This is a genomic window from Gordonia liuliyuniae (genome assembly GCF_021738805.1).
Taxonomy (GTDB): Bacteria; Actinomycetota; Actinomycetes; order Mycobacteriales; family Mycobacteriaceae; genus Gordonia; species Gordonia liuliyuniae.
On sequence record NZ_JAKKOR010000012.1, the window covers coordinates 241,724 to 253,974 of the forward strand.

General features: G+C 66.2%; 13 protein-coding genes. 9 read left to right on the plus strand and 4 right to left on the minus strand.

Annotation, left to right across the window (positions count from 1 at the left end):
• Window positions 1-171: 171 nt before the first annotated feature.
• Window positions 172-567, plus strand: a complete 396-nt coding sequence (locus L5G33_RS17085; protein ID WP_236999357.1) for a TIGR02611 family protein — start codon at window positions 172-174, stop codon at window positions 565-567.
• A 9-nt stretch (window positions 568-576) separates the two neighbouring features.
• On the opposite strand, the gene L5G33_RS17090 is transcribed toward L5G33_RS17085, so the two are convergent.
• Entirely contained in the window at window positions 577-1,611 is a 1,035-nt protein-coding gene (locus tag L5G33_RS17090; protein ID WP_236999358.1) for a CobW family GTP-binding protein, read from the minus strand.
• Complete coding sequence (trhO, locus tag L5G33_RS17095) at window positions 1,604-2,455, minus strand: oxygen-dependent tRNA uridine(34) hydroxylase TrhO (RefSeq protein ID WP_236999359.1); 852 nt, start codon at window positions 2,453-2,455, stop codon at window positions 1,604-1,606. Before trhO ends, L5G33_RS17090 begins: the two co-directional genes overlap by 8 nt.
• A gap of 1 nt (window position 2,456) precedes the next feature.
• Here trhO and L5G33_RS17100 point away from each other — a divergent pair, with 1 nt between their 5' ends.
• The 4 genes from L5G33_RS17100 to L5G33_RS17115 all read left to right on the plus strand — a co-directional run bounded on the left by L5G33_RS17100 (window position 2,457) and on the right by L5G33_RS17115 (window position 6,295).
• A complete protein-coding gene (locus L5G33_RS17100) occupies window positions 2,457-3,209 on the plus strand; it encodes a hypothetical protein (RefSeq protein WP_236999360.1) in 753 nt (250 codons plus the stop codon).
• A gap of 54 nt (window positions 3,210-3,263) precedes the next feature.
• Window positions 3,264-3,593: a histone-like nucleoid-structuring protein Lsr2 gene (locus L5G33_RS17105; RefSeq protein ID WP_236999361.1), complete on the plus strand. Its 330-nt coding sequence runs from the start codon at window positions 3,264-3,266 to the stop codon at window positions 3,591-3,593.
• A 145-nt stretch (window positions 3,594-3,738) separates the two neighbouring features.
• Window positions 3,739-5,514: an ABC transporter substrate-binding protein/permease gene (locus tag L5G33_RS17110; protein WP_236999362.1), complete on the plus strand. Its 1,776-nt coding sequence runs from the start codon at window positions 3,739-3,741 to the stop codon at window positions 5,512-5,514.
• 7 nt (window positions 5,515-5,521) lie between these two features.
• Window positions 5,522-6,295 (plus strand): amino acid ABC transporter ATP-binding protein, encoded by a 774-nt coding sequence (locus L5G33_RS17115; RefSeq protein WP_236999363.1) that lies wholly within the window; start codon window positions 5,522-5,524, stop codon window positions 6,293-6,295.
• On the opposite strand, the gene L5G33_RS17120 is transcribed toward L5G33_RS17115, so the two are convergent.
• The gene (locus L5G33_RS17120) at window positions 6,281-7,231 is read right to left on the minus strand and encodes a hypothetical protein (protein ID WP_236999364.1); all 951 of its coding nucleotides are present in this window, start codon (window positions 7,229-7,231) and stop codon (window positions 6,281-6,283) included. The genes L5G33_RS17115 and L5G33_RS17120 overlap by 15 nt on opposite strands.
• 15 nt (window positions 7,232-7,246) lie before the next feature.
• A complete protein-coding gene (locus L5G33_RS17125) occupies window positions 7,247-8,059 on the minus strand; it encodes a Cof-type HAD-IIB family hydrolase (protein WP_236999365.1) in 813 nt (270 codons plus the stop codon).
• Window positions 8,060-8,204: 145 nt separating this feature from the next.
• Between L5G33_RS17125 and ykgO the strand changes: the two genes are divergently transcribed.
• The 4 genes from ykgO (at window position 8,205) to L5G33_RS17145 (ending at window position 12,248) form a co-directional block, all read left to right on the plus strand.
• On the plus strand, window positions 8,205-8,327 hold the full coding sequence (gene ykgO / locus L5G33_RS17130) for a type B 50S ribosomal protein L36 (RefSeq protein ID WP_236999366.1): 123 nt from the start codon (window positions 8,205-8,207) through the stop codon (window positions 8,325-8,327).
• A gap of 134 nt (window positions 8,328-8,461) precedes the next feature.
• Complete coding sequence (locus tag L5G33_RS17135; protein ID WP_236999367.1) at window positions 8,462-9,889, plus strand: CitMHS family transporter; 1,428 nt, start codon at window positions 8,462-8,464, stop codon at window positions 9,887-9,889.
• 29 nt (window positions 9,890-9,918) lie between these two features.
• The gene (locus tag L5G33_RS17140) at window positions 9,919-11,586 is read left to right on the plus strand and encodes an ATP-binding protein (RefSeq protein ID WP_236999368.1); all 1,668 of its coding nucleotides are present in this window, start codon (window positions 9,919-9,921) and stop codon (window positions 11,584-11,586) included.
• A complete protein-coding gene (locus tag L5G33_RS17145; RefSeq protein WP_236999369.1) occupies window positions 11,583-12,248 on the plus strand; it encodes a response regulator in 666 nt (221 codons plus the stop codon). Before L5G33_RS17140 ends, L5G33_RS17145 begins: the two co-directional genes overlap by 4 nt.
• Window positions 12,249-12,251: the final 3 nt, after the last annotated feature.

Genomic DNA, 12,251 nt, shown 5'->3' on the forward strand with positions numbered 1-12,251 from the left:
CCCCTTCCAAACGACACATCAATCGTCACATTGATCACTTGCGTAACAGTGAACCAGTAGTCGAGGGTCGCTGTCGAACGGGAACCTTCCACGGCACCGAATCGTTAACCCGCTGTGACCCGACCGCCTGTAGAGTCTGGGCGTTCCAACGAGACGACTCGAAAGCCACGCATGTTCGCGAAACTCGGTGCGAGATACCACAATCTCCGGCACAACCATCGGTACGGCTTCGTCCTGCGCTATGTGACGATCGTCGTCGGCGTGCTCGTGACCGCCGTCGGCGTCGTCGCGATCCCGTACCCCGGCCCCGGCTGGGCGATGGTCTTCCTCGGCCTGCTCATCCTGTCGCAGGAACTCGAATGGGCGGCCCGGCTGCGGCGGTGGATCATGGACAAGCTCAACACGTTCTACCGTCGCTACATCGACGACAATCTCGTCGCACAGATCATTCTCGGTGTCGCGACCTGCGCGATCGTGATCGCCACCCTGTGGGTCACCGACGCGCTGGACCTCGTCGCCGGCTGGGTCGGCATCCACGCCGGCTGGCTCGACTCACCGGTCTTCTGACAGATCGGGTCAGTCGACGATGTACCGGGTGATGTGCAGGATTCCGTGCTCGTCCGCGGGATCGGGCGGTTCGACGAGCGCGGCGAGCGCGTGGTCGGCGGCGTCGACGTCGAGGCCCGCACCGATCACCACCAGCGATGTCCGGACCGGCCTGCCCGCCCATGCCTGAGTGGTCACACGGACAATGCCGCCGACCGCCTGGATCACGTAGGCGCGGTCGCGATGCCCCGGCACATCGATGTAGGTCTCTCCTTTGATCCGGTACGCACCGGCGGGCGGTCGTTCCAGGAAGCGCGCGAGTCTGCGCGGGTCCACGGCATCGGCCGTAGCCAGCGACGTGGACTGGAACGACGCGTGCAGGTGGGCGCTGTGATCGTGGTCCGCCGGCTCGTCCGCCAACAGTTCGTCGAAGGTGAGCTGTCGGGCGCCGACGTCGGCGACACGCTCGGGCGCATCGTCGAACAGCATCGCAGGGTCGACCGCCGCCTCGCTGACCACGACAGTCGAGGCCGTCGGATTCAGTTCGGCGACAAGATCGCGCACCCCGGAGAGCACCGTCTCGTCGACAAGGTCCGCCTTGTTGCAGACCACGAGGTCGGCGACCCCGATGTGGTCGCGCACCGACGGGTGTTCGTCGACGGTCCGGGCGAGCGCGGACGAGTCGACGACGTAGACCAGTCCCCCGTACGATGCCGTCGCCCCGCACGCCGCCAGCACGAGCCTGATCAACGCGCTTGGCTCGGCGATGCCGCTCGCCTCGATCACGATCGCGTCGAGGCCCGCGGTCGGTGCCGACAACGCACCGATGGCCTCCTCGAGACCATCGGCGTCGGTTGTGCAGCACATGCAGCCGTTCTCGAGAGTGACGGTACCGCCAGCCACTCCGGAGACGAGCAACGCGTCGACGTTGATTGAACCGAAGTCGTTGACCAGAACACCGATTCGTCGTCCTCCCGCATTAGCGAGGACGTGGTTGAGCAACGTGGTCTTACCGGCGCCTAAGAATCCCGCCAGCACGACAACTGGAATGTGTCGTTCACGCACCGGTGGGCACACATTCTTCGCAGACCACCGCCAACTCGCGCCCCTGCCGGTCCGGGTGATTGACGACGCGCGACGTCGGCGCCTGGCATTCGGCGCATCGCCCGATGACCGCGGGTGCGCCGAAATCTATCGACATTCGCTTGTCGAAGACGTAGAGAGAGCCCTCCCACAGTCCGCGGTCTGCGAACCGCTCGCCATACCGCACAATTCCCCCGTCCAGTTGATAGACGTCGGTGAATCCTCGATGCCGCATGATCGCAGTGAGGACTTCACAGCGGACGCCACCGGTGCAATACGTCACGACCGGTTTGTGTTTGAGGTGGTCGAGTTCGCCGCTTTCCAGAAGCGGAATGAAGTCGCGTGTGGTCTCCACGTCCGGCACGATCGCGCCGCGAAAACGTCCGATCTGTGCCTCAATCGCATTCCGCCCGTCGAGGAATGCGACGTCGCCGCCGCGTTCTTCGATCAACGCGTGGAGCTCATCCGGATTGAGGTGAGTGCCGCCTCCGATGATTCCGTTCGCGTCGACCTCGACCTCGTCGGGTGCGCCGAACGTGACTATCTCTGAGCGCACCTTCACGGTCAATCGGGGAAAGTCGTCACCGACACCGTCCGACCATTTGATGTCCGCTCCGCGGAACGGCGTGTACTCGCGGGTGGCTCTCACGTACTGTTTCACTTCACGGATGTCGCCACCCACTGTGGCGTTTATCCCGTGGGATGACACGATGATCCTGCCGTGCAGGCCGAGGGACTCGCATACCCGGTGCTGCCAGAGGCGAACGGCCTCCGGATCGGGCAGCGGCGTGAACACATAGAACAATACGATTTTGGGGGTCGCCACAGTGCAAGGGTACGGACCACGCGGCGGAGTCGCCGCCATAGCCCTGCTCGGGCTGCTCATGCTCAGCGGCTGCGGGCTACTCACTGATCAGGGAACCCCCGACCGGATCGTCATTCCCAGCACCGAGGACCTCTCGACCGAGACCAAGCCGTCGACGCTTTCGGCGACCTCGACGACCGAGCGTTCGCATTCGAACGATGTCCCGTCCGAGTGGAGTTACGAAAGAGTCATCAAAAGCGCTCCGCGAGTGAGCAACTCTGAATATCAGATCGGCGCCTCCGCCGCGGACGGAAGCCGAGAGGACGTTTCCGGATACCACTTCACTTCGGCCGACCGTGAAATCCGCTGCTCGACGGGCAACAACGGCGCGAATGCGTTGACGTGCGCCTCCGACGAGGTGAACGGTCCGGCGAACCCACCTGCGAACGAGGATGCTGGCTGTTCCTGGGACCGGGATCTCGCAGTGCTGTCTGGTGACGGAGTATCCCGAGGCGCTTGCGATAACCGTTACTCTGTCTTGTTCCGGTCGCGCAGCATCCCGTCCGGATCGACGATTGCCATCGCCCGATTCGCCTGTCTGTCGCAGGATTCGGGACTGTATTGCGTCGAGTCGGACTCCGGCTCAGGTTTTGCGTTGACCGACGACGGATTCTCTGAGATCAGAGCAGACGAAAGGGCTCCGGAATCATTGACCGGAGTGGAATCGGAATCATCTTCTTCGACCTCTGCTTCTCGTGTGGTATCGACGCGCTGATCATGTGTACAGTAGGCGACGAAATACCCACAGATTCCTATTAAGGGGCGCCCCGTGGCAAAGAAGACCGTGATCAAGATCGTCGACGACATCGACGGCGCAGAGCTCGATGAATATGAAACCGTCCGCTGGAGCCTCGATGGCAAGAACTTCGAGTTCGACACATCGCCTGCGCACGCCGAAGAGTTCCGTAACCACGTGGCCACGTATGTCGCCGCGTCGCGGTCGGTCGGTCGCGCGACGCCTCGTCGTGGCGCAGGGTCGGCGCGCCCGGCCGCGAATACACGCGTCATTCGCCAGTGGGCCAACGAGAACGGGCACCCGGTGAGCGACCGCGGTCGCATCCCCGCCGACGTCCTGGCCGCCTACGAGGCTGCACACTGATCTCCCGCGGTTAACGATCGGGGCTCCGGACCACACGGTCCCGGGCCCCGATCGTTGTCACGGCACCCTTTGCTCAGGCCGGACTTTTCCCCAGCCCGGTTGTATCTATGGGCCGCGGTATTCGGCCGCGATACTCTGACCAACCATGACTGTCCTTCATAAGGCTCAGCGGCGGGTTCGCGCACTGCCCTCTCCTCGCAGGTGGTTGCCGCTGCTGATCGCGGTGCTCCTGATCGGTGCGCTCGCAGCGTGCGGTTCCTCGTCGTCGGACGAGACCGACGATGAGGGTCTGTGTGCCCCGCCCGGAGTCAACAGCGCGTCGGCGGCGCCGACGAACCTCGCGACGAGCGCCCAGGCGCCCGACAAGTTCACGACGCCGAACGTGACGCCGATCGACGAGATCGACACGTCCGACCTCGGCCTCATCAAGCCGGGCACGATCATCGTCGGCACCCTCGGCGACGCCCCGCCAAGCATCTGCGTCAACTCCAAGCAGCAGTACACGGGCATGGACAACGAGATGCTGCGCGCCATGGCCGACAAGCTCGGCTTGCAGGTCGAATTCGTCGGCACCGAGTTCTCCAGTCTGCTGGCCCAGGTCGCAGGCAAGCGGTTCGACGTCGGGTCGTCGTCGATCACAACCACCGACGAACGTCGCCAGACCGTCGGCTTCACCAACGGCTACGACTTCGGCTATTTCGCGCTCGCCGCGAAGGTCGACGGCGAGGTGCAGAGCTTCGACGACCTGAATGCGAGCACCCGCATCGGCGTCGTCCAGGGCACTGTGCAGGACGACTACGTCGCCAACACACTGGGCTTGAACCCGGTCAAGTTCCCCGACTACGCGACCGCTTACGCGAATCTGCGGTCCGGGCAGATCGACGCGTGGGTTGCGCCCAGCCAGCAGGCCGAAGGCACCGTCCAGGCGTCCGACGGGATCGGGATCCTCGAGAACACGTTCAGCATCAACAACTTCACCGGCTGGGCCGTCAACAAGGGCAACCCGAAGCTGGCCGACGCGCTCAACAGCGCGCTCGACGCGATCATTGCCGATGGCACCTGGTCGAAACTGTACGAGGACTGGGCCCCGCGTGAACTGCCGGCAGGCTGGAAGCCCGGCTCCAAAGCCGCACCGTCGCCGAAGCTCCCGGACTTCGCGAAGATCGCCGAAGCGAACGCGGCCGATCAGACGAAGACCGAGGCCGTCGCCCCGAAGAGCACTTTGGAACAACTCGGCGACACCTTCTTCAGCGGCGAACAGTTCCGCAAGGCATTGCCCGAGCTGGTCACGACGGGTCTGCCGAACACGCTGAAGATCGCGATCACGTCCGGCGTCATCGGCACCGTCCTCGGCATGCTGCTCGCGGTCGCGGGCATTTCGCGCACCCGTTGGCTCCGCTGGCCGGCCCGCGTCTACACCGATGTCTTCCGTGGGCTGCCCGCCGTCGTCGTCATCCTGATGGTCGGGCTCGGCTTCGGCCCGGTGGTCAAGAACATCACCGGCGGCAATCCGTTCTGGCTCGGTTCCATCGCGCTGGGACTGCTCGCCGCCGCCTACATCGGCGAAATCTTCCGATCAGGCATCCAGAGCGTGGAGGACGGCCAGATGGAGGCCTCCCGCGCGCTGGGATTCTCCTATCGGTCGTCGATGTCGCTCGTGGTGATCCCGCAGGGGGTCCGCCGCGTCCTGCCCGCACTGATGAACCAGTTCATCGTGCTGATCAAGGACTCGTCACTGATCTACTTCCTCGGTCTGACCGTGTCTGAGCGCGACCTGTTCGCAGTCGGCAAGGATTTCAACGCCGACAGCGGCAACCTGACACCGCTGCTCGCCGCAGGCCTGTTGTATCTGGTCCTGACCGTCCCGCTGACCCACCTGGTCAATTACATCGACAAGCGCCTGCGCACCGGAAAGGCCTGATCTCACCATGAGCACTCCTACCCCACCGGTCGACCACCCTCTGGTCAGCAGCGATTCCGCGATCTCGTTGACCGGCACCGACCTGCACCTTTCGTTCGGTGACAATCATGTGCTGCGCGGCGTCGACATCCAGGTGGATGCAGGAACCACGACGACAGTCATCGGGCCATCCGGTTCGGGCAAGTCGACGCTGCTTCGCGTGCTGAACCGTCTCCACGAGCCGCAGCAGGGAGACATCCTCATCGATGGCCGCTCGGTCCTCGGCGACAACCCGGACGAACTCCGACGCCGAATCGGCATGGTCTTCCAGCAGTTCAATCTGTTCCCGCACAAGACCGTCGCACAGAACGTGGCTCTGGCGCCCCGCAAACTGCGCGGCTTGAGCAAGGACGAGGCCCACCAGCTGGCGCTCACCCAGCTCGACGCCGTCGGACTCAAACACAAAGCCGACGTCCGGCCGTCCACGCTGTCGGGCGGTCAGCAGCAGCGTGTCGCGATCGCGCGGGCCTTGGCGATGAAACCCGAGATCATGTTCTTCGACGAAGCGACGAGCGCGCTCGACCCCGAACTCGTCAAGGGCGTCCTCGCCCTGATGGCCGAACTGTCGACGGAGGGTATGACGATGATCGTCGTAACCCACGAGATGGGGTATGCGCGCGACGTCGCCGACAACGTCGTCTTCATGGACGAAGGGTCCGTCGTCGAGACCGGCGCCCCCGAGAAACTGTTCGAAGACGCCCAGAGCGATCGGCTGCGTGCCTTCCTTTCACAGGTGCTGTAGCGCCTCGGTGAACGCGCGCGAGGCATAGAACGGCGCGAGACGTCGTCGCAGTGCGGCCTCCAGGAAGCCCCGGCGGTTGATCTCGGCGATGACCGGCGGACCGAATCGGTGCGCTTCCTCGATGAGGTCGTCGTAGCCGATCCCGAGGTCGGCCAGGAGGTCCGCGAGCGACGTGTCGCCGTAGGTGTCGAAGACCTCGTCGACGCCATCGGCGAGGAGCCGAGCGAAGTAGTCGGTCTCGCGGAAGAGGCGCCAGAACTCGAAGACCAGGACGACGACGTCTTCCACGTCACCGGGTTCGACGAGCGAACCGAGTGCGCCGGCGCCCGGCGCGGCGGCAGCCCGCGAGAGCTCGCGCATCGTGTCCGCGAGCAGCTCATCCGATTCGGATCTGTTGGCACGCAATACGAACGACGCTGCCCGACGGGTCACCGACTCCACCGCGCCGTCGACGTACCGGCGCAGGCTCTGCGGCAGGCGTGAGGAGTCGACGGACCGCTGGACGGCTTCGACGACGGTGTCGACGGTGTCGGGCGAGTCGAGCACTCGCTCCACCAGCCTGCGCGACAGGCCGAGCTGCGCAATGTCGTCGGTCAGGTCGTCGGCGTGCTTCCGACCGATCAGTTCGGCCAGGACGACGTCGTCGGTCGCGGAGTCGTGGTACAGCCGCGCCGCGACCCGACCGACGAGCTCGGGGATCGCGCCCTCCACCGGGAACGCGACCGCGTACTTGTGCGCGACGGCCTTGATGAGGTCCCGCGACACCGCTTCAGACAGGGTGATGTGCGCGGCGTCGTCGAGGGCGTGGGTGATCTCCTCGTGCACCAGTGCGGCGAACTCCTCCGGATCGGTGACCTGACCGCACATGAACTCGACGTGTGCGTCGAGCAGCCGGGCGGCCAGATCATCGTCGGCGACGGGGTTCTCAGCGGTCATGCCTGTGCACCCTACTCATCCGAGGAGTTCGCTCAACACGGTGACCACACCGTGCTCGACGTTCGACGGCGCACGGAAGCGGGCGCGAGCGGCCACCTCGGGGTGCGCGTTGTCCATCGCGTAGGAGAGGTCCGCCGCGTCGAGCATCTCGAGATCGTTGAGGTAGTCGCCGAAGACGACGGTCCGCGCGGCGCTCACTCCGAAATGCTCTTGCAACCGGCGGACGCCGACACCCTTGTGCACGCCGCGCCCAGTGATGTCGAGCCAGTGCGCGCCCGAGACCACGAGCGCGTGGTCGTCACCGAGGTGGGCGAGGACGCCGTTCGCGGTCGCCGCCGCGTCGTCGAAGTCGTAGACGGCGATCTTGACGACACCGTCGGTGTCGGCGGTCAGATCGTCGACCTGATGCAGCACCGCGCAATAGGTGGCGGCGTGGGCGGCGAACTCGGGGTCGGCCGATTCGATGGACGCACCGTCCGCGCGGCACGCGATCGCACGGAGCCGAGCGCCGTCGTCGTTCGCGGCGCGAACCGCGAGGACCGCACATCGCACGAAGTCGGGATCCATCGCGGCCGCATGCAGCAGTTCGCCCTCGCGGACGGCGACGGCCCCGTTCTCCGCGACGTACGACAGCGTTCCGGGGAACCGGTCGAACAGGCGAACCAGACTCTGGTATTGGCGGCCGCTGGCCGGAACGAAGGCGATGCCCCGCGCGGTCATCTCGTGCAGGAGCGGCCAGAACCCCTCGGGCACGAGACCGTCGGCGTCGAGCAGCGTGCCGTCCATGTCGCAGACCACGAGTCCTATATCGGCGGCGGGTTCGGGCACGGCGCATGCACCTCTCATCGGCAGGGCACCCGGGAGTCCGGGGATGGTCCGCCCAGTCTATTGCCGAACGTACAGTCGGTTGCCGACCGTCCCCGGCGCCGACCGCTCTTTTGTTAATGATTTTCATTACCGATACTCTGGCGGCATGAAGGTTCGGAACTCACTCAAGTCGCTCAAGAATCAGCCCGGCGCCCAGATCGTCCGACGACGCGGTCGCACATTCGTCATCAACAAGAAGAACCCCCGCTTCAAAGGCCGACAGGGCTGACCGCCGCGCCGACGCGCGAAACGATCGAAACGCTAGTTACGCGCACAAGCGTGACTGTGACGTGGACTACTCCGAGACTCGTTCACGACGCCAAACCACAATCCGGTGGAAGGCACGAGTGAATCGAGACGACGATGCTTGTAGTCCTCGGCCTGGCGATGGTGGCCGTGTTCATGTTTCTGATCATGACCAAGCGCGCGACGCCGGTCGTCGCGCTCATCCTGGTCCCCACCGCCTTCGGCCTGTTCGCAGGCGCGGGTCTGGGCATCAGCGACATGATCTCCGACGGGATCAAGGATCTCGCACCGACCGCGGCAATGCTGTTCTTCGCGATCGTCTTCTTCGGGATCATGATCGACATCGGCCTGTTCGATCCGATCGTGCGGGCCGTCGTCCGCCTCGTCGGGAACGACCCGGCCCGTCTGGTCGTCGGCACCGGGGTGCTCGCCGCCGTCGTCTCCCTCGACGGTGACGGGTCGACGACGTTCATCATCGTCACGTCCGCACTCCTGCCGCTGTACCTGAAGCTCGGCGTCAGCCCGGTGGTCCTGACGGTCACCGCTGGCCTGGCCAACGGCACCATGAACATTCTGCCGTGGGGCGGCCCCACCGCCCGCTCGGCGGCAGCCCTCAACATCGACGCCTCCGACGTCTTCGTCCCTATGATCCCCTCGCTGGTCGCAGGCATGATCGTGGTGTTGGCGTTCGCCTACCACCTCGGGATCATGGAGCGACGCCGGATCGGCCGCATCGAGATCGCCCCCTCCGTCCTCGCGTCATCCGTCCACGCCTCGGCCACAGCATCCGTGTCGACCGGCGGCAGCGACCTGCCGCCCGCCGGCGACGACGTCCCTCCGCGCCCGTCGGGCTCCGCCGACGAAAGCGATAGCGACGGGGACAGGAACAGCGCGTTCGGCGGCGTCCTCGATCCCACACGGCCGACGCTCCGACCGAAGCTCCTGTGGGTCAACGCGGCGCTCACCGTCGGACTCCTCGCCGTGCTCGGCGCCGACATCATCGCGATCCCGGTCCTGTTCATGATCGCGGCCGGTCTCGCACTGATCATCAACTTCCCACAGCTCAAGGATCAGCAGGAGGCGATCGTCCGGCACTCGTCGTCGATCGTGTCGGTCGTCGCCATGGTCTTGGCCGCGGCGGTGCTCACCGGTGTCTTCGCCGGAACGGGCATGGTCGATGCCCTCGCCCGCTGGCTGACCGGAGCCATCCCCGACGCGATGGGCCCGCACATGGCGATCGTCGCGGGCGTCCTGTCGATCCCGCTGACATTCCTAATGAGCAATGACGCCTTCTATTTCGGGGTGATGCCGGTCCTCACCGAGACCGCATCGAAATACGGTATCGATCCGGCGGAGATGGCGCGCGCATCGATCACCGGGCAGCCCGTCCACATGCAGAGCCCTCTGGTGCCTGCGATCCTCCTGCTCGTCGCGCTAGCCGCCGTGCCGCTGGCCGACCACCACAAGAAGGTGCTGTGGCGGGCTGCCGTCGTGTCCGTGGTGATGCTGCTGGTCGGCTGCCTCGTCGGAGCCATTCCCTTCTGAACCCTCCACGCGACTCCTACGCTGGCACCATGCCGCGAGCGACCAACGACACGCGCCCCGTCCACCGACCGGGGCGTGTGTCGTTGGTCGCCCAGGTCCTGCTGCTGCAGATCGTCGTGCTCGTGGTCAGCCTGGCCGTCGGATTCGGTTGGCACATCAGCAAGCTGGACGACGACATGCGGACCGAACACGCCGAACGCGCGCTCGCGGTCTCCCGCGCCGTCGCAGGCGACCCCGACGTCCGCAGAATCCTCGGAACACTGCAGGGGCGCGAGCTCGACGCGGCGACACTCGCCTCGGGCGTCCTGCAACGGGAGGCGGTCGACATCGCGCAGCGGACCGGCGTCCTGTTCGTGGTGATCGCCAACGCCGACGGGATCCGGGTCGCGCACCCCGACCCCGACGAGATCGGCGAGCACGTGTCCACCGACCCGAGTCAGGTGCTCGACGGCGAGGACGTCATCAACATCGACCGCGGAACCCTCGGCGAATCGGTACGAGGCAAAGCCCCGGTGCGCGACGACCAGGGCAGGCTGATCGGCTTCGTCAGCACCGGAATCTCGACGCAGCGCGTCGCGGACGCCACCCACCGCGACATCGTCGTCACCATCGGCCTCGCGACGGCCGCACTCGCAATCGGGGTCGTCGGGTCAGTCTTGATCGCCCGCCGCTGGCGGCGGCTGACCCTCGGCCTCGAACCGGACGACCTCGTCGACCTCGTCGGCGAGCAACGCGCCGTCCTGCATTCGCTCGCCGACGGAGTCCTCGCCATCGACGAACGCGGGCGGCTACGGCTGATCAACGACCGCGCACGCGAACTCCTCGACGTCGACGCACCGGTGGACACCGGCGTCGACGATCTCGGTCTCACGTCACGCATCCGGCGGGTACTGCAGACTCCACACCACGAGCCGATCGCGGCGACCGTCGGCGACCGCGTGGTCGTCGTGAGTTCGCACCGGGTCGACGCGGACGGTCGCGACCTTGGCATGGTGCTGTCGGTGATCGACCGCACCGACATCGAGAACCTGACACGTGAACTCGACGCCGTCCGCATCATGAGCGAGGCGCTGCGTGCGCAACGCCACGAAACGGCGAACCGGTTCCACGTGCTGGCCGGCCTCCTGCGGCAGGGAGACATCGACGAAGCCGTCGCCTACCTCGCCGAGGTGACCGGATCGGCAGGCCGGTCCGGGCTGGCGGGGCTGGAGAACATCGCCGAGCCCCATTTGCACGCCTTCCTCGACGCGAAAGCAGTGCTCGCCCGCGAACGCGGTGTCGCGCTCACCCTCGGACCGCAGACCTGGGTGGCGGGCACGCTCAGGTCGTCAGTCGCGGCGACGACAGTGGTCGGCAACCTCCTCGACAACGCCGTCGACGCCGCCGCGACGGGCCCGGCAGGCGCTGTCGAGGTGGAACTGCTGACCGACGGCGCCACGCTGTGGGTGACCGTCGCCGACACCGGCGACGGCATCGCCTTCGAAGACCCGGACGACGTGTTCGCCGAAGGGGTCTCGTCCAAAGGCGGCGGATCGGCGCCGGGCGGGCGCGGAATGGGGCTTGCGCTGGCCCGACAGATCTGCCAACGCTACGGAGGGGACGTCCGCATCGCCGATCCCGGTGGCCCCCGGACGTCGTCGCGTACCGTCTTCGTGGCCGACCTGCCCGACGCGATGACCGAAGGAGACCTGACATGACCGGCGGCCCCGAGATCGGTGTGCTCATCCTCGACGACGACTTCCGCGTGGCGCGCCTGCACGCGGCGATCGTCGACGCGCTGCCCGGCTTCCGCGTCATCGCGCAGGCCGGCTCGGTGGCAGACGCCCGCGCCGCGGTCGCTGCCGAACGAGCTGTTGATCTGGCACTGGTGGACGTCTACCTGCCGGACGGCTCGGGCATCGACCTCGTCGCGGAGCTGCCGTGCGACTGCTTCGTGGTGGGCGCCGAGTCGAGCAGCGACGCTGTGCGACGAGCCGCCCGGTCCGGCGCGTTGACCTATCTGATCAAGCCGTTCGACGACACCGAACTAGCGCGCCGTCTAGCCGGGTACGCCCGTTACCGTCGGCTCCTGGAGGGCGGGCCCGTCGACCAGAAGCAGGTGGACGACGCGCTCGCAGCAGTGCGGTTCGGCGGGCGGAGCGCCGACCGGACCGCGATCACCTCACCGACCGAGGAGCGGATCCTCGGCCTGTTCACCGACGGAGCAGAACTGTTCGCCGACGATGTGTCCCAACGGATCGGTGTCGCCGCGCCCACCGCGCGCAGGCATCTGGCGAACCTCGTCGCTGCGGGGCGACTCGGCATGAGCCTGCAGTACGGCGGCACCGGCCGACCACGTCAGATATACCGGTCGATCTGACTG

Coding starts and splice junctions, on each gene's coding strand:
- L5G33_RS17145 (WP_236999369.1), top strand. CDS start 11,583: ATGACCGGCGGCCCCGAGATCGGTGTGCTCATCCTCGACGACGACTTC.
- ykgO (WP_236999366.1), top strand. CDS start 8,205: ATGAAGGTTCGGAACTCACTCAAGTCGCTCAAGAATCAGCCCGGCGCC.
- L5G33_RS17120 (WP_236999364.1), bottom strand. CDS start 7,231: ATGACCGCTGAGAACCCCGTCGCCGACGATGATCTGGCCGCCCGGCTG.
- L5G33_RS17110 (WP_236999362.1), top strand. CDS start 3,739: ATGACTGTCCTTCATAAGGCTCAGCGGCGGGTTCGCGCACTGCCCTCT.
- L5G33_RS17135 (WP_236999367.1), top strand. CDS start 8,462: ATGCTTGTAGTCCTCGGCCTGGCGATGGTGGCCGTGTTCATGTTTCTG.
- L5G33_RS17085 (WP_236999357.1), top strand. CDS start 172: ATGTTCGCGAAACTCGGTGCGAGATACCACAATCTCCGGCACAACCAT.
- L5G33_RS17115 (WP_236999363.1), top strand. CDS start 5,522: ATGAGCACTCCTACCCCACCGGTCGACCACCCTCTGGTCAGCAGCGAT.
- L5G33_RS17140 (WP_236999368.1), top strand. CDS start 9,919: ATGCCGCGAGCGACCAACGACACGCGCCCCGTCCACCGACCGGGGCGT.